General features: G+C 69.1%; 17 protein-coding genes. 4 read left to right on the forward strand and 13 right to left on the reverse strand.

The annotated features are described in order from the left end of the window. Nucleotides 1-491 precede the first annotated feature (491 nt). Genes QNA09_RS01500 through QNA09_RS01510 form a run of 3 tightly spaced genes read right to left on the reverse strand, consistent with a single transcriptional unit; the run spans nt 492 to nt 2,207 of the window. Nucleotides 492-695: a zinc-ribbon domain-containing protein gene (locus QNA09_RS01500; RefSeq protein ID WP_010594503.1), complete on the reverse strand. Its 204-nt coding sequence runs from the start codon at nt 693-695 to the stop codon at nt 492-494. 28 nt (nt 696-723) lie between these two features. Next, nucleotides 724-1,062: a hypothetical protein gene (locus QNA09_RS01505; RefSeq protein ID WP_010594502.1), complete on the reverse strand. Its 339-nt coding sequence runs from the start codon at nt 1,060-1,062 to the stop codon at nt 724-726. A 2-nt stretch (nt 1,063-1,064) separates the two neighbouring features. Then, nucleotides 1,065-2,207 (reverse strand): Rieske 2Fe-2S domain-containing protein, encoded by a 1,143-nt coding sequence (locus tag QNA09_RS01510; protein ID WP_010594501.1) that lies wholly within the window; start codon nt 2,205-2,207, stop codon nt 1,065-1,067. A 190-nt stretch (nt 2,208-2,397) separates the two neighbouring features. Here QNA09_RS01510 and hsaA point away from each other — a divergent pair, with 190 nt between their 5' ends. Genes hsaA through hsaB form a run of 4 tightly spaced genes read left to right on the forward strand, consistent with a single transcriptional unit; the run spans nt 2,398 to nt 5,945 of the window. Further along, nucleotides 2,398-3,573, forward strand: coding sequence for a 3-hydroxy-9,10-secoandrosta-1,3,5(10)-triene-9,17-dione monooxygenase oxygenase subunit (gene hsaA, locus QNA09_RS01515; RefSeq protein ID WP_010594500.1), 1,176 nt, complete (start codon nt 2,398-2,400; stop codon nt 3,571-3,573). Between the two features lie 11 nt (nt 3,574-3,584). After that, the gene (hsaD, locus tag QNA09_RS01520) at nt 3,585-4,469 is read left to right on the forward strand and encodes a 4,5:9,10-diseco-3-hydroxy-5,9,17-trioxoandrosta-1(10),2-diene-4-oate hydrolase (protein ID WP_010594499.1); all 885 of its coding nucleotides are present in this window, start codon (nt 3,585-3,587) and stop codon (nt 4,467-4,469) included. Between the two features lies 1 nt (nt 4,470). Then, nucleotides 4,471-5,373, forward strand: coding sequence for an iron-dependent extradiol dioxygenase HsaC (gene hsaC / locus QNA09_RS01525; protein WP_010594498.1), 903 nt, complete (start codon nt 4,471-4,473; stop codon nt 5,371-5,373). Continuing rightward, nucleotides 5,370-5,945 (forward strand): 3-hydroxy-9,10-secoandrosta-1,3,5(10)-triene-9,17-dione monooxygenase reductase subunit, encoded by a 576-nt coding sequence (hsaB, locus tag QNA09_RS01530; protein ID WP_010594497.1) that lies wholly within the window; start codon nt 5,370-5,372, stop codon nt 5,943-5,945. The genes hsaC and hsaB overlap by 4 nt, the downstream gene beginning before the upstream one ends. A gap of 27 nt (nt 5,946-5,972) precedes the next feature. On the opposite strand, the gene QNA09_RS01535 is transcribed toward hsaB, so the two are convergent. The 10 genes from QNA09_RS01535 to QNA09_RS01580 form a co-directional block, all read right to left on the reverse strand. Beyond that, on the reverse strand, nt 5,973-6,476 hold the full coding sequence (locus QNA09_RS01535; protein ID WP_064066623.1) for a DUF4190 domain-containing protein: 504 nt from the start codon (nt 6,474-6,476) through the stop codon (nt 5,973-5,975). Next, on the reverse strand, nt 6,473-7,132 hold the full coding sequence (locus tag QNA09_RS01540) for a PRC-barrel domain-containing protein (RefSeq protein ID WP_010594495.1): 660 nt from the start codon (nt 7,130-7,132) through the stop codon (nt 6,473-6,475). The genes QNA09_RS01535 and QNA09_RS01540 overlap by 4 nt, the downstream gene beginning before the upstream one ends. A gap of 76 nt (nt 7,133-7,208) precedes the next feature. Further along, nucleotides 7,209-7,925, reverse strand: coding sequence for an acetoacetate decarboxylase family protein (locus QNA09_RS01545; protein WP_010594494.1), 717 nt, complete (start codon nt 7,923-7,925; stop codon nt 7,209-7,211). Nucleotides 7,926-8,126: 201 nt separating this feature from the next. Next, a complete protein-coding gene (locus QNA09_RS01550) occupies nt 8,127-9,002 on the reverse strand; it encodes an aldo/keto reductase (RefSeq protein ID WP_010594493.1) in 876 nt (291 codons plus the stop codon). A gap of 210 nt (nt 9,003-9,212) precedes the next feature. After that, nucleotides 9,213-10,643: a DUF1254 domain-containing protein gene (locus QNA09_RS01555; RefSeq protein WP_225222882.1), complete on the reverse strand. Its 1,431-nt coding sequence runs from the start codon at nt 10,641-10,643 to the stop codon at nt 9,213-9,215. A 293-nt stretch (nt 10,644-10,936) separates the two neighbouring features. Beyond that, entirely contained in the window at nt 10,937-11,986 is a 1,050-nt protein-coding gene (locus QNA09_RS01560) for an acyl-CoA dehydrogenase family protein (RefSeq protein ID WP_308072169.1), read from the reverse strand. Next, nucleotides 11,983-12,951 carry an acyl-CoA dehydrogenase family protein gene (locus QNA09_RS01565; protein ID WP_048773357.1) on the reverse strand — a complete coding sequence of 323 codons (969 nt, stop codon included), beginning with the start codon at nt 12,949-12,951 and terminating at the stop codon, nt 11,983-11,985. The genes QNA09_RS01560 and QNA09_RS01565 overlap by 4 nt, the downstream gene beginning before the upstream one ends. Then, nucleotides 12,948-14,108, reverse strand: a complete 1,161-nt coding sequence (locus tag QNA09_RS01570) for an acyl-CoA dehydrogenase family protein (RefSeq protein ID WP_010594489.1) — start codon at nt 14,106-14,108, stop codon at nt 12,948-12,950. The genes QNA09_RS01565 and QNA09_RS01570 overlap by 4 nt, the downstream gene beginning before the upstream one ends. Then, nucleotides 14,108-14,995 (reverse strand): enoyl-CoA hydratase, encoded by an 888-nt coding sequence (locus QNA09_RS01575; RefSeq protein WP_010594488.1) that lies wholly within the window; start codon nt 14,993-14,995, stop codon nt 14,108-14,110. The genes QNA09_RS01570 and QNA09_RS01575 overlap by 1 nt, the downstream gene beginning before the upstream one ends. Then, nucleotides 14,992-16,539, reverse strand: a complete 1,548-nt coding sequence (locus QNA09_RS01580; RefSeq protein WP_026137818.1) for a FadD3 family acyl-CoA ligase — start codon at nt 16,537-16,539, stop codon at nt 14,992-14,994. Before QNA09_RS01580 ends, QNA09_RS01575 begins: the two co-directional genes overlap by 4 nt. Nucleotides 16,540-16,565 lie beyond the last annotated feature (26 nt).

The raw sequence follows: 16,565 nt of genomic DNA on the forward strand, positions 1-16,565 counted from the left end.
CTCGCCTCGATCGATCGCGCAGGTCGTACCGGAGAACGGCCGCTCGTGCGGTACCGAGTTTCGTGCGATGCGAGCGGTATTGCGGCACTCGCGGAAGACGATGACGGTGTCGCGTTCTGAAATTGTGGACGATCTGGCTGATTCGTGGAAAGAGGTGCCGCAACAAGCAAGAGCGATGCCGAGGACGCTACGAGGAAATTCGACGATCACGCTCTCGGCGCGACCGAGGCCGGATTCTCGCCGACGCGCTGGTGGCCGGTCCGGCGGTCGAGGGGGCGGAGTTGTGGAACAGTTGCACGCCCGGTAGGCGGCGTCCGTGACGGAATGTCTCACCTGCACACGAAAAGCTATGTTGCTCAACTGTTTTTGTCTGGCAGCACACAGCGTTGCAGTTGTCGGAACAGCTCCGGTGCTCGATTCGGCTCGTCGATCCGGGTATCGGCTGAGTGCGCCGACGCTCCGGCGGTGACGGTCGCCCGGAATGAAGGCGCTCAGACTTCGACGGCGGTGCCGCAGATGCCACATTGCTCCAGCTGCCGGCGCTTCCATCGCGCGACCGGGACGAAGAACAACGTGAACTGGTTGAATTCGCGGATCCGTGCCCACTGTGTGGTGTTGTGGCAGTTCGGGCACGTTCGGGTCTGCCCGGAGCCGAGGTGTTGCCGCTTGGTGCTGAAGCCGAAGAGGAGGAACACGACGCCAGCATAGTGCGGCGTGGCGCTGTCAGTCCGGAATCGTGATCCGGCCGTCGAGTACGGCCTGCTCGATGCTGGCGCGCAGCTGCGGGCAGCCGTCGCGCAGGGCGCCCGGGACCTCGGAGCCCCGGAAATTCGGGCACACCGCCGCGGGGTCCTCGCGCCATTGCACGGTCGTGTGGTCGAAGCTGTTCTTGCGCACCAGGACACAGGTGCCGCACTCGCGGCACTGCACCTCGTGCAGGCCCGAATCGAGATAGTTGATCTTGTCGATGGCGGTCTGGGCGCGGACCGCCTCGACCCGGGCGGGCTGGCCGGCGAAGTCCGGGGCCTTCGCCCAGCTGCGCGCCCGGGTCGAGGGATCCATCGTCAGACCTCCGCTTCCTGCTTGCCCTGGTCGGCCTTCTGCCGCGCGAGGTTCTCGGCGACCTCCGCCTGCCATGCCTCGTTGGCCTTGGTGGTGTCGACCTCGTACTCGAAGCGCTGCGTCATCTTCTCGGTGACGTCGGCGACGTCGACGTAGAACTGCTCGTACCAGCGTCGCAGCTGGTAGACCGGGCCGTCCTCCTCGCACAGCAACGGATTCTCGATCTTGGTCTTGTTCTTCCAGATCTCGACGTCCTGCAGGAAGCCCTCGCCGATGCCTTCGGTCAGCTTCGCGGCCAGCTTGTTCGACGCCTCCTCGGGCATGCCCGTCGGCTTCTTGACGATGATGCCGTACTGCAGCACGAACGAGTCGTGTGTGACGGGGTAGTGGCAGTTGATCAGCACCGACTCGACCTCGTAGCCGCCGTAGCTGTTGGTCAGCGGATTGATCATGTAGGACGGGCCGTAGTACGCGGCGAACGACTTCAGCAGCGACTCCATGCCGTACTGGGTGGACATGCCCTTGTCGGGACGGCCCCGGGTGTTGAGGTACTGCGCGGCGACGTGCCCCTCGAAGACGTTCTTGAAGTACGTCGGGAAGGCGTAGTGGATGTAGTAGAAGTGCGCCATGTCCACGACGTTGTCGATGATCTCCCGGCAGTTGGCGCCCTCGATGAGGATCGAGTTCCAGGTCCAGTCGGTCCATTCGTCCGACCCGTACTGCTCGATGTCCGGGATCGTGACCTCCGGCGGCGGGGTGTTGCCTTCGGGGTCGTTCCAGACGAAGAGCTGACCGTTCTTCTCCATCGCGAGCCAGGCGCGGGTGCGGGCGAGCGGTGGCACACGGCGGGCGTAGGGGATGTCGGTGCACTTGCCGTTTCCTCCCCATCGCCAGTCGTGGAAGGGGCAGGCGACGGAGTCGCCCTTGATCTCGCCCTGGGACAGGTCGCCGCCCATGTGGCGGCAGTAGGCGTCGAGGATCTTCAGGTCGCCCGCGCTGTCGGCCCAGACCACGAGTTTGGTTCCGAAGGCCTCGACGGCGTGCGGCTTGCCGTCCTTGAACGTCCGGGCCAGCCCGAGGCAGTGCCACCCCCGCGCGAACCGCGTGCGGACCTCTCCGACGTCGATCTCGCGAACCTGTGCCATCGTCCCCTCACTTTCCTTCGGATGTTTGGTAGAACACGTTATAGAATTTTGGCGCGTACCGGAAGCGTTCGAGGACTTTCGTCCCACGGAAAGCCCGTCGACCTGGGACGCGGCTCCGGTCTCGACACAAATGGGAACGTGTTCTAGTCTCGAATCAAGCGATCAATTCCGGAACAGACGGGAGCGTCCAGTGGGCGACCACGAGAGCCACGAGGTGCTGCAGCGGATCGACGCGCTGCTGCCCGCCCTGCGGGAACGTGCACAGGAGACCGAAGACCTTCGCCGCATCCCCGACGACTCGATCAAGGCGCTGCAGGAGACCGGCTTCTTCCGACTGCTCCAACCGAGCCAGTGGGGCGGGTACGAAGCCGATCCGGTCACCTTCTACACGGCGGTCCGCAACATCGCCGCCGCGTGCGGCTCCACCGGCTGGGTCTCCGGCATCATCGGTGTCCACAACTGGCATCTGGCGCTGTTCGCGCAGCAGGCCCAGGAAGACGTGTGGGGCGAGGACACCGATGTCCGCATCTCCTCGTCCTACGCCCCCATGGGCGCCGGCGAGGTCGTCGACGGCGGATACAAGGTCAACGGTGCGTGGGCCTGGTCCTCCGGGTGCGACCACGCCACCTGGGTCGTCGTGGGCGGCCCGGTGATCAAGGACGGCCGCCCCGTCGACTTCGGCAGCTTCCTGATCCCGCGCGCGGACTACGCGATCGACGACGTCTGGAACGTCGTCGGGCTCCGGGGTACCGGATCGAACACCGTGGTGGTGCAGGACGTGTTCGTGCCGCGGCACCGCTTCCTCAGCTTCCGCGCCATGAGCGAGCTCACCGCGCCGGGGCTCGAGCGCAACACCGCACCCGTCTACAAGATGCCTTGGGGCACCATCCATCCCACGACGATCTCGACGCCGATCGTCGGCATGGCCTTCGGCGCGTACCGGGCCCACGTCGACCATCAGGGTAAGCGGGTTCGTGCCGCGTACGCGGGGGAGAAGGCCAAGGACGATCCGTTCTCCAAGGTCCGGATCGCGGAGGCGTCCAGCGACATCGACGCCGCGTGGCGTCAGCTGTCGGGCAACGTCGCCGAGGAGTACGCGCACCTCGTCGCCGGCGAGGAGGTCCCGATGGACCTGCGGTTGCGTGCCCGTCGCGACCAGGTCCGGGCGACGGGCCGCGCCATCGCCTCCATCGACCTGCTGTTCGAGAACTCCGGCGCCACCGCCCTCGCCAACGGCACGCCGATCCAGCGGTTCTGGCGCGACGCCCACGCCGGGCGGGTCCACGCCGCCAACGACGCCGAACGCGCCTACGTGATGTTCGGCGCCGGCGAGTTCGGCCTGCCGATCACCGACACGATGGTGTAGGGGATATCGAATTGACTGCGACGGAAGAGATCACCTACGAGTCCACGTCCCGGTTCGCGCAGGTGCGGGACGACCTGCGGTTGCACTACCACGAGGCGGGGGTCGGCAACGACACCACGATCGTCCTGCTGCACGGCGGCGGGCCGGGCGCCTCCGGCTGGTCCAACTTCGCCCGCAACATCCCCGTGCTGGCCGAGCATTTCCACGTCCTGTGTGTCGACCAGCCCGGCTACGGCAGGTCCGACAAGCCCACCGAACACCCGCAGTACTTCGTGCACAGCGCCACCGCGCTGAAGGACCTGCTCGACCACCTCGGGCTCGAGGGGCGCGTGCACCTGCTCGGCAACTCGCTCGGCGGCGGCGCCGCAGTGCGATTCGCGCTGGACTTCCCGGACCGCGCCGGACGGCTCGTGCTCATGGGGCCGGGCGGATTGAGCGTCAACCTCTTCGCCCCCGACCCCACCGAGGGCGTGAAGAACCTCGGCCGGTTCGCGGCGCCGCCGGAGGGCCCCACCCGGGAGAAGCTCGAGGCGTTCCTCCGGGTGATGGTCTACGACCAGTCGCTGATCACCGACGAGCTGGTCGACGAACGGTTCGCCGCCGCGAGCACCTCGGAATCCCTCGCTGCCGCACGCGCGATGGGGAAGTCGTTCTCCGGTCCGGACTTCGAGCTCGGCATGCTCTGGCGCGACGCCTACAAGCTCCGGCAGCGGGTGCTGCTGATCTGGGGGCGCGAGGACCGGGTCAACCCGCTCGACGGCGCGCTCGTCGCGCTCAAGATGATCCCGCGGGCGCAACTGCACGTCTTCGGTGGCTGCGGACACTGGGCTCAGCTCGAGAAGTTCGACGAGTTCAACCGCCTGACAACGGACTTCCTGACGGACAGGAGCAACTGACATGGGTATCCGATCCCTCGCCTACCTGCGCATCGGCGCCACCGACATGGACGCCTGGCGGGAATACGGTCTGAAGGTGCTCGGCATGGTCGAGGGCAAGGGCGTCGATCCCGCGGCGCTCTACCTCCGGATGGACGATTTCCCGGCCCGGCTGGTCATCGAGCCGCACGAGAGCGACCGGCTGCTCGTCTCCGGCTGGGAGACCGCGAACGCCGCCGAGCTGCAGGAGGTGCGTGACAACCTCGCGGCCGCCGAAGTGCCGTTCAAGGAGGGCACGGCCGAGCAACTCGCCGACCGCCGGGTCGACGAACTCATCGTGTTCCAGGACCCGTCCGGCAATACTCTCGAGGCGTTCCACGGGGTCGCGCTCGAGCACCGCCGCGTCGTGAGTCCGTACGGGCACCGGTTCGTCACCGGAGAGCAGGGACTCGGGCACGTCGTCCTGTCCACCCGCGACGACGAGGAGGCGCTGCACTTCTACCGCGACGTCCTCGGCTTCCGGTTGCGGGACTCGATGCGCATGCCGCCGCAGATGGTGGGCCGCCCGGCCGACGGGAAACCGGCCTGGCTCCGCTTCTTCGGATGCAATCCCCGGCACCACAGCCTGGCGTTCCTTCCGATGCCCACGCCGAGTGGCATCGTGCACCTGATGATCGAGGTGGAGAATTCCGACGACGTCGGGCTGTGCCTGGACCGGGCCCTGCGCCGCAAGGTCAAGATGTCGGCGACGCTGGGCCGGCACGTCAACGATCTGATGCTCTCGTTCTACATGAAGACCCCCGGCGGTTTCGACGTCGAGTTCGGCTGCGAGGGAAGGCAGGTCGAGGACCGGGAGTGGATCGCCCGCGAGTCCACAGCCGTCAGCCTGTGGGGCCACGACTTCAGCGTAGGCTTGCAGCCATGACCGGACCCGGCGACGTCACGATCGACCCTCGCACCTTCCGCACCGTGCTCGGCCAGTTCTGTACGGGTGTCACGATCATCACCACAGTCGACGCCGGCGAGCCGGTGGGATTCGCCTGCCAGTCGTTCGCGGCGCTGTCGCTGGACCCGCCCCTGGTGCTGTTCTGCCCGACGAAAATGTCGCGGTCGTGGACCGCCATCGAACGCTCCGGGCGCTTCTGCGTCAACGTGCTCGCGGAGGAACAGCGGGACACATGCGCGCGGTTCGGATCCCGCGAGCCGGACAAGTTCGCCGGTGTCGAGTGGCGTCCGTCGCCGCTCGGCTCGCCCATCCTCGCCGGCTCCCTCGCCCACATCGACTGCACGGTGGAGACCGTGCACGACGGGGGCGACCACTGGGTGGTGTTCGGTCGGGTGTCGTCGCTGAGCGAGGTGCGGGACGAGAAGGAACGGCCGCTGCTGTTCTATCGAGGCCAGTACACCGGGATCGAGCCGGACAAGACGGTGCCGGCCCCCTGGCGGGACGACCTCGAGGCGTTTCTCACGAGCACCTCCGAGGACACCTGGCTCTAGGGGCCGGCTCCGGCAGGCATCGGTCCGTCACTGGCCGGGTTGCGGCACCTCGATGCTGTCGGGCAGCTGGTCGCGGGCCCGATCGAGCTGCTGCTCGAGCTGCTCGACCATGCGGTCGTTGTTGAGCACCGTGACGACGCCCGCGACGTACGCGATGGACAGCACGAGCGAGACGACGCTCAGGACGATGCCCGCGATGGCAACGCCCCGTCCGGTCACGCCGAGGCGCCGGGCGGCGCGTAGGCCGACGATACCGAGCACGATGCCGATGATGGACAGCACGAGGCCCACCGGCGACAGGACGAGCGAGAGCACGCACACGAGTGCGGCCGTGCCGACCGCGAGTGCGAGTGCGGCAGCGACGCTCGTCTTGGCGGGCTTCGTCGTCACCCGCTCCTCGAAGGGGGCGGCGGTGGTGGTGGTGGTGACGCGGTCGTCCGCCACTACACGGTCGCGGTCGGAAACGCGGTCGCGGTTGGGAATCGGGTCTCTGCCGGCGGCGCTGGCCCCGGCGGGTTCGCGTTCGATCATCGTCGGTCCTCCTGGTCGGGATGCTGGCCGGGATGCTGGCCGGGGGCGCCCTCGTCGACGTAGTACTCGGTGGTCACGACCCGCTTGTGGAGCCGCGGACCGGGCGAGGGCGTGCCGTGCTGCTGTGGCGTGCCGTGCTGTGGCGTGCCCTGCTGCGGTGTCCCGCCGGTGCCGCCGCCGTGCGACGGTGCCGACGGCGGCGCCGAGGTCGCGACACCCGGCGCACCGGTGGACGGTGTCCGATCGGCGTCGCGCAGTCGGTCGGTGTCGGGTGTCCGGCCGGTGTCGCGACCGGTGTCGGGTGTCCGGTCGCTATCCGGCGCGCGTCCGGTGTCGGTATCGGTATCCGCCCTGTCGTAGTACCGATAGAGCTGCGTCTCCTCCTCGGGGGTGAGACGGCCGTCCTCGTCGATGTTCGGGGCGCCGGTCACCGTGTCCTTGTCGAACGGCAGACGGACGTCCTTACCGTCCAACTCGGCGACGTCGATCGGCACGAAGTGCCGACGGGTGCCGAACAGGCCGGTGACGACGGTGATCCACGCAGGGTTGCCGGTCCGGTTGTCGAGATAGACCTCGCCGACCTTGCCGAGCTTGTCGCCGCCGGGACCGTGGACGGTGGCGCCGACGAGCGCATCGATGTCGCTGTTGTTGATCATGGTGACCTCACCGATCGATTGTGTCTTCGACTCGGTGGGTGCCCACTGCGGCGCGCGCCGAAACCCGGCGGTCGGGTCAGATCGGTTCGGCGTCTCCGAACGTCATCTGCAGACGGGAGATCGACGACGTGAGCAGCGCGCGCCGGGGCAGACCCAGGGTGCGCAGTTCACCGGCGATGGGGTGGGTGCCCAGCCGCAGGTCGGCGCCGCCGATGCGGCTGCGCACGCCGGCGGGATGCATCGCCCATCCGGTGCGCCGGGTGACGCCGCCCAGATGCGAGTAGGCCGTGACGGAGGCGGCCGCGCCCCGGCCGGGAACCGCGAAACCCGGCCGGACCGACAGTTCCGCGATCAGCTGCCCGTCGCTGCGCACCGACGCGCGCTTGACGTCGCCGGTGTGGTCGGCGTCGAAGTCGGCGAGAGTCTTGGGGAATCCCCAGATCCCGCGTCCCGCCGCCAGGGTGAACTCGCCGTCCACCGGGAGCCGGTGGATGAGGGCACCCGCGCCGCCGCGGACGAGTTCCCGCAGATCCCGCAGCGCGGTGCCGCCGCGCCGGCGGTGGTCGCGAACGAGGAAGCACACGCCGAACTCGTTGTAGGGTCCGAGATCACCGTCGACGTAGTCCACGAACACCAGGATGCAGACTCCGCGACCCGGGCGGGGGTGCAGCAGTTCGAGTCCAGAGTGGTCGATCAGCGCCTGAGCCGGCGCGGCGGGCACCGAGTACATCGCCGTGAATGCCGTCGCGGTCCGGACTCGCACCGGCATCTCGATCGCGGTGCCCGAGATCATGTGTGTCGTCACGCCCTGCCCCTTCTGCGCGGACCGATCGCGCACCCGGCGGTGGCCGGCCGGGTTGCGGATGAGAACGTGTTCTACTATTCGTGGTCCGTGCTGGGAGCGCAAGAGTGGTCGGCGAATGCGTCCGAAGAGCGGGCAGCAGAGCGGGCAGCCGCGCCGGATGGGCGCGGCCGCCCGTGCAGGGTGGGTCCGTCAGCTCGGTGCGCCGAGGTTCATCTCGTCCGGGTGCATGCCGACACGCGTGCCGTCGTCGAGGGTCGCGATCTCGCTCAGATCGAGGTCGTCGAGCTCGAAGTCGAACACGTCGATGTTCTGCGTGATCCGCTCGTCGTGGACGGACTTCGGAATGACGATCAACCCGTTCTGCAGGTGCCAGCGAATCAGCACCTGGGCAGCCGACTTGCTGTGCCGGTCCGCGATGCGAGTGATGATCGGATCCACCAGGAGCGTGTTCGGCTTGGACTCGCGGCCCCAGCCCGAGTTGCTGGTACCGCCCAGCGGGCTCCACGATTCGACGGCGATCCCGTGGTCGGCCGCGAAGGCGCGGATCTCCTGCTGGGGAAGGTGCGGGTGCAGCTCCACCTGGTCGACGGCGGGCAGCATGCCGCCGCGATGGACGAGCAGCTGCAGGTGGTGCGGCTCGAAGTTGCACACGCCGATCGCCTTGGCCCGTCCGGACTCGGCGATCTTCTCGAGCGCGTCCCACGTGCGCAGCAGCCGGTCGTCGTCCTGCAGCGGCCAGTGGATCAGGTACAGGTCGACGTAGTCGGTGCCGAGGCGGCGCAGACTCTCGTCGAACGCCTTCGACGCCCGATCGTAGCCCTGGTCGGAGTTCCACAACTTCGTGGTGAGAAAGACGTCCTCCCGCGGGACGGACGCCGACGCGATCCCGCGTCCGACACCCTCCTCGTTGCCGTACGCGGCGGCGGTGTCGATGTGCCGGTAGCCCGCCTCGTCGAGGGCGTAGCGCACGGCGTGTTCGGTCTGCTCGTCGGTGGCCTGCCAGACTCCCAGGCCGAGCTGCGGGATGGTGGTACCGGAATTCAGCGTGATGACGGGAGTGCTCATCGTCCCAGGCTAACGAGTCCGAAGGTGTCCTGCCGCGCTCGAGTCCGTCGCTCACTCGCCCAGCGGGATACTGCGGAATCGTGGTTCGGTGCCCCGTCGGGAAACGCCACCGGACGAGCACGCTCGAAGTCCGATCGCCGCTCCGGCGGGGCCAGGAGGTGCGATCACGCGAGCAGTCTTCCTGCGCCGAGACCGCCCCCCGCGTCTCGGTCAGGCGAGGGGTTCGATCTCACTGGGTCGCCAGGTCCGATCGAACCATGCCTGGAGTGGTCCGTAGAGGCGCAGGAGCAGGAACCAGGACTTGTCCGGGACCGTCTGGATCCAGTTCGACTCCCGGCCCGCCGGTGATGCGGGTCCGAAGTAGACGTCCACGGAGCAGTCTTCGTCGGCTGCGACCGTCCCGGTGTTGCTGTTGAGTGACGGGTACGGGTTGTCGGTCTGCAGCAGGGAGCGGGACTGGCAGTCGTAGACGCACAGCGACCAGAAGTCCTTGGCGGGAATGCCTGCGGGCAGGTGCACCCGGTAGGTGCGGCCCCCGTCCAGCCACTGTCCCTCGGAGTCCTCGGCGGTGTAGGCGTACTGCGAGCCCACTCCCACCGTCGGCGTCGCCATCGCCGGCGTGACGACGGTGGCGACGTAGTGGAACAGCGTACGGGCATCCAGGAGACGAACACCGTCGTGCAGGAACTCGGAGCTTCCGCCCACGAAGGCCGTCTTCCACGACGACACGTCCCGGCCGTAGATGTAGGACTGCGGGTCACGTGGCCGGTACGCGAGAGTGCGCGCAATCGCCGCACCGATCGGCGCCGCCTGAGACAGGATTGCGCGCATCCGCTGATCGGGAGCGAACGGCCGGCCCTTGACGATGCCGATCGCCGCCAGCTGACCGGCAAGCTCGGGATCGAGTGCGTCGACCGGTTCTTCCTGGACGATCTGGTCGACCTCTTCGTAGAACGAGAAGTCGTTCGAGTGGACGGTGTTGTACGGCACGCCGTCTGCTTTCACGAACCGCATCTCCGGCGGGTCACCGGCCTGGTCGAGCGGATAGATACGGGTCTGCTCGATGACATCGAGCCCGCCGAGGTTGCGGGCGAACAGGAAGTTGGTGAACGTGCGCGAGCGGAAGGTGAAGTAGCCCTCGGGGACCTCGCCCTCGTAGCCCGGCGGCAGGAACAGGTACTTCCCGCCCTGCCCCCTGTCGGGCCCGGCATTGCCCAGGTCGGCCACGTACCGGAACCAGAAGTCGTCGACCACGTCGAGTGACATCGGCGGGCACTCGACCACCGTCGGCCCGTCGGCCCGCAGGTCGAGCAAGGTGAACCCATAGGTCGTCTCGGTGTTGGCTGTCAGGAGGTAGGGCACCGAATCCATGCGCGCGCACACGGCCATGTCCCGCGACGTGTGGATTCCCAGCGACGGGAACGCGGCACGTGCGGCCGCGAGCGACGCGCCGGGAACCGCGTTCAGGAACACGTCGACGCCGCGCAGCAGGTCGAGACGATCCCAGCACAACGCCATCGTGTCCAGGTCCGGGACACCGTCGTCGAATCGGAATGTCCCCAGGTCCGTCTCGACGACATCGGGGATCCCCACCGCGCGGCGGGCCTCGTCAGAGCTCCCGCCGGAAGACCGAGCCGGCATGACCCCTCCTTCCCCGGCCGGCGCTCGGGAGCGGGACGCCATGGTGCGCGACGTCTGTCGAGGGTCACCCGAGGAACAGGCCGGGCAGTTGGCAGCTGCTGCGTCCTCTCTGAAGATAAGGGCACCGCACTCGATCCGGCAAGGTTGCTTGCCCGGGCCCGGGGCGGGGAGGCGTGGGTACCGAACCGAGCGGACGATGTGCATGTCCCGCTGCTACGGACCGGGCAGACGGTGTACGGACGGTGCCGCCGCCGGCAACGGTGGCGGCACCCGGATGCGGGTGCCGCCCGCGCTCAACGCGCGATCGCGGTCACGAACTCCCGCGGTTGCCCGAACAGCTGGGCCGCCCCGTGCGCGCGTTTGAAGTACAGCTGCGCGTCGTGTTCCCAGGTGATCGCGATGCCCCCGTGCAACTGGATCGCTTCCGCGGCCACCTGTTCGAAGGCCTCCGAGCAGTAAACCTTCGCCGCGTACGCGTCCTGCGTGTCCTGCGACAGCGCGGCCGCGTACGACATCGAGCGTGCGGTCTCCACCAGTGCGTACATGTCGGCCATGCGGTGCTTGAGCGCCTGGAACGACCCGATGACCCGGCCGAACTGCCTGCGGTTCTTCGAGTACTCCACCGTCAGATCCAGCGCGGCCCGGGCCGCGCCGACCTGCTCGGCCGACAGCGCGATCAGCGCGACGGTCCGCAGGCGCTCCTCGAGAGCGGCGGACGCCGCGAGCCGCCGGGCCGTCACCCCCTCGAAGCGCACCTCGGCGAGGGTGCGGGTCGGATCCATCGTCGGCACCCGGCGTCGCACGACACCGTCGGCGTCCGGATCCACCTCGACGAGCGCGACGTCGTCCCCGTCGGCCGCGAGCACCAGCAAGGTCGTCGCGACGTCCCCGCCGAGCACGTAGTGGGCGGTGCCGTCGAGCCGGCCGCCCTCGAGGACGACACCGGGTGTGGACCAGCCGGCTTCGGAAGCCCAGCACACCGCGGCGATCTCCCCGGCGGCGATGCCCGGCAACAGGCGGGTGCATGCGTCGGTGTCGCCGGAGAGCAGCAGAGCCTGGGCCGCGAGCACCGCCGAGCCGAGCATCGGCGACGGGGTGAGCGTGCGGCCGAGTTCCTCGAGCACGACGTGGGTCTCGGCGAGGGAGGCGCCGACACCGTCGTATTCCTCGGGCACGGCGAGGGCTGCGACCCCGATCTGTTCGACCAGCTTCTGCCACAGGTCGGCGTCGTAGCCGTCCGGGAGGGTGATGGCCTTGCGCACCGCCGCGGAATCGGAGTGCCGGGCGAGCAGGCTGCGCACCGACTCGCGCAGCGCGGCGCGATCCTCGGTCTCGAAGGTCACGATGCGTCCTCCAGTGCGTCGACTACCCGCGCCCGGTGCACGTCCGCGGTGCCCCACGCGGTGACGAGGGCCCGCACCCGGGTCAACGCCAGCGACAGATCGTGTTCGAGGGTGTAGCCGATGGCGCCGTGCACCTGCAGTGCCGTCCGTGCCGCCCGGTAGGCCGCGTCGCCGCAGGCGACTTTCGCGGCCGAGACGTCGCGGGAGGCGGTCGCTGCGCCGTCGCGCACCGCGAGGGCCGCACCGAGCAGCAGCGGGCGCGCCATCTCGAGGCCGACGGCGACCTCGGCGAGGTGGTGCTTGACGGCCTGGAACGAGCCGATGGCGCGACCGAACTGCTTGCGCTGCTGCGCGTACTCGACCGTGGTGTCGAGGAGGGTGCGTCCGAGCCCCTGCAGCTGCGCCGCGGTGGCCAGGGCTCCGTAGTCGAACGCCGCGCCGAAGTCCGTGTCGCCCAATGCGTCCGCCGCGGCGACGGCATGCAGACGACGGGCCGGGTCGACGGACTGCCGAACGTCGCCGGCGGTGCCCGTCGAGACCGTGCCGCCGTCGACGTGCAGCACGAGGTCGGCGACGTCGGCGTCGACCGCGTACGGCACGTGCGGTGCCGCGGCGACCGTCGCGAGCTCACCGGAGGCGAGTGCGGGCAGCCGGTCCGGAGCGACGGCGGCCAGCAGGATCGGCGCGACGGCCACGGTCTCCACGATCGGGCCGGGCACCGCGTGGCGACCGAGCTGTTCCATGGCGACGACGAGGTCGACGGCGTCGGCCCCGAGACCGTCGTGGTCCTCGTCGACGAGCAGCGCGCCGACGCCGACCTCGGCGAGCCGTTGCCACACCTTCAGGCCGGGGCCGGTGTCACCGGCGGCCCACGACCGGACGACCGCAGGCAGATCGGACTTGGCGAGCAGCGCGTCGATGCTGGACGCGAAGTCCTCGTGGGAGGAGTCGAGCGCGAATCTCATCGGTCGCCCTTCGGAAGGCCGAGCAGCCGCTCGGCGATGACGTTCTTCTGGATTTCGTTGGTGCCCGCGTAGATCGGCCCCGACAGCGAGAACAGGTAGCCGTCGGTCCAGCCGTCGGCGATCTCCGCGGCCGGGCCCTGCAGGTCCAGCGCGGTCTCGTGGGCGGCGATGTCCCAGTCCGACCAGAACACCTTGTTGATGGACGACTCGGCGCCGAGCTGGCCGCCGTCCTGCAGCCGGGTGACGGTGGCCCAGGTGGACAACTCGTATGCGCGCGCCCCGATCCACGCGTCGGCGACGCGGTTGCGCAGGGCCGCGTCCCCGTGCCGGTCCGACGCCGCGTACAGCGCCAGCAGGCGGTCGGCGGTGGCGAGGAACCGTCCGGGGGAGCGCAGCGACAGTCCGCGTTCGTTCGAGGCGGTGCTCATCGCGACGCGCCATCCCTCGTTCACGCCGCCGATCACGCCGGACTCGCCGGGGTCGGCGGGATCGTCCGGGACGAACACGTCTTCGAGGAAGATCTCCGCGAAGCCGGGTTCGCCGTCGAGCTGGTCGATGGGCCGGACGGTGACGCCCTCGGCACGCAGATCGAACATGAAGTAGGTGATGCCCTTGTGCCGCTGCGCATCCGGGTCGGAACGGAACAGGCCGAAGCCCATGTCCGCGAAGGACGCCCGCGAGCTCCACGTCTTCTGACCGTTGAGCAGCCACCCGCCGTCGACCCGCCGGGCGGTCGAGCGCAGCGACGCGAGGTCGCTGCCGGACTCCGGCTCGGACCAGGCCTGGGCCCAGATGTCGTCGGCGCGGGCCATGCGCGGCATGATGCGCGCGAGCTGGTCGGGGTGGGCGTGCTCGAACAGCGTGGGAGCGAGCAGGAAGATTCCGTTCTGGCTGACCCGGCCCGGCGCGCCGGCGCGGTAGTACTCCTCCTCGAACACCACCCACTGCTGCAGCGTGGCGTTGCGCCCGCCGAGTTCTTCGGGCCACGAGACGACCGACAGACGGGCCTCGGCGAGGGTGCGTTCCCACTCGCGGTGTTCCTCGAAGCCCTCGGCCGTGTCCATGGACTTCAGCGGGCTCGACGGGACGTTCTCGGTGAGGAAGGCGCGGACCTCGTCGCGGAAGGCGAGGGTCGCGTCGTCGAGTTGCAGATCCACTACTTCGTTCCTTCCTGCGCGGCAGAGCCGCTCACCGGGCGTGCGCTCGCGGCCATCGATTTCGCGTTCATGCCGCCGAGGGAGTCGGTGCCGACCTCGGCGTTGTGGGCGTGCGCGAAGTGGTGCAGGCCGAACACCGAGTCCATGCCGTTGCGCATGCCCATCTGGTCCTCGCACTGGTTGACGGCGCGCTTGGTCAGGGCCAGCCCGAACCGCGGCATCTCCGCGATCCGTCCGGCCAGGGCGAGGGTCTCCTCCTCGAGCTTCTCGCGTGGCACGACACGATTGACCATGCCGACCTCGTAGGCGCGCTGGGCACCGAAGCGGTCACCGGTGTAGAGGATCTCCTTGGCGAAGCGCGTGCCCAGGACCCAGGGGTGGGCGAAGTACTCCACGCCGGGAATGCCCATCCGCACCACCGGATCCGAGAAGAACGCGTCCTCCGAGGCGACGATCAGGTCGCACACCCACGCGAGCATGAGGCCGCCGGCGATGCATGCGCCCTGCACCATCGCCACCGTCGGCTTGGGGATCTCCCGCCAGCGGCGGCACATGCCCAGGTACACCTCCATCTCGCGGGCGTACCGCTGGTCGCCGCCGGGCTTGTCGACGTGGTCCCACCACATGACGGCCTTGTTGTCGTAGTGGACGTGGTGGTCACGACCGGGGGTGCCCAGGTCGTGCCCGGCGGAGAAGTGCTTGCCGTTGCCGGCGAGCACGATCACCTTGACCTCGTCGTCCTCGACGGCGCGTTCGAAGGCGGCGTCGAGCGCGTAGGTCATCACGGAGTTCTGCGCGTTGCGGTAGTCCGGCCGGTTGAGGGTGACGATCGCGATGCCGTCGCGCACCTCGTAGGTGACGACATCGGGCTCGTAGGGGACGGTCATGACTTCTCCTCACGCAGAATGTTTTTCAGAACCTTGCCGGACGGGTTACGGGGCAGGTGCCCGGTGAAGCGAACCGAGCGCGGCACCTTGAAGTTGGCCAGCTTCTCCTTGCAGAACGCGATCACCGACTCCTCGGTGAGGCCGCTGCCCTCGAGGGCGACGACGTGCGCGCGGCCGACCTCGCCCATGCGCTCGTCGGGCACGCCGACGACCGCGACCTCGTGGACGCCGGGCAGGCGCATCAACGCCGCCTCGATCTCGGCGGGATAGACGTTGAACCCCCCGCTGATGTACATGTCCTTGAGCCGGTCGGTGATGTCGAGGTAGCCGCGTTCGTCGAGGGTGCCGACGTCGCCGGTGTGCAGCCAGCCGTCGGCGTCGATGGTCTCGGCGGTGGCCTCCGGGTCGTCGAGGTAACCGAGCATCACGTTCGGGCCGCGCAGCAGGATCTCGCCCTTGTCGCCGATGCGGACCTCGAAGCCGGCGGCGGCGCGGCCGGAGGAGGTGGAGACGGTGACGGGATCGTCGTCGGTGCGGCACATCGTCGCGACCACGGCCTCGGTCTGGCCGTACGCGGTGAGCACGGCGTCGAAGCTCAGTTCGTTCTGCATGCGCTCGACGAGCGCGACGGGCACGGGTGCGGCCCCGGTGACCGCGATCCGCAGGGACGACATGTCGAACTCGTCGCGGCGGGGGTGGTCGAGGATGCTCTGGTAGATCGTCGGTGCGCCCGGCAGCACGCTGATCCGCCGGTCGGCGACGGTGGCCATGACCTTCTCGACGTCGAACACCGCCATCGGCACGGCGGTCGCGCCCGCGAGCAGCGCGGCGACGAACCCGGCCTTGTAGCCGAAGCTGTGGAAGAACGGATTGATGATCAGGTAGTTGTCGTCCGGCGTGAGCTCGGCGCACTCGGCCCACGCCTGCGCCACCCCGATCAGCTGCCGGTGGGCGCTGAGCACGCCCTTGCTGCGCCCGGTCGTGCCCGAGGTGAACAGGATGTCGCTGACGTCGTCGGGAGAGACGGCCCGCGCCCGGGCGTCGGCCTCGGTGCGCGCGTCCGCCGTCGCCGCGGCGAGGAAGTCGTCCCAGTCCACGACGCCGTCGGCCGGTGCGTCGGTCCCACCCAGCGGGACCCGCACCACGGTGGGCACGTGCAGGCCGGGCGCGGCGGCGCGCAGGGCGGCGTACCTGTCCGTGCCGAGGAAGTCGCCGGCGACGACGAGGGCCTCGGCACGGATGCGGTCGAGGATGTCGTGCGCCTCCGCCCCGGTGTAGCGGGTGTTGACGGGGACGACGACGCCGCCGGCCCACTGGATCCCGAGCGCAGCGACTATCCAGTGGTGGGTGTTGGGCGACCAGATCGCGACGCGTGCGCCGGGCCCGACGCCGTGGGCGACGAGTGCGGCGGCGAATTCGCGGACGTGATCGCGAAGTTGTGCGAACGTCGGTCGCACGTCGCCGTCGACGATCGCGGTCCGGTCGGCGTACACCGATGCGGCGCGTTCGACGGCGGCCGGTGTGGTTCTCGGTTGTGCAGTCACGGAGCTCCCTACCTAGCAAGTGCTTG

The organism is Rhodococcus sp. AH-ZY2, from assembly GCF_030916465.1.
Taxonomy (GTDB): domain Bacteria; phylum Actinomycetota; class Actinomycetes; order Mycobacteriales; family Mycobacteriaceae; genus Rhodococcus; species Rhodococcus ruber.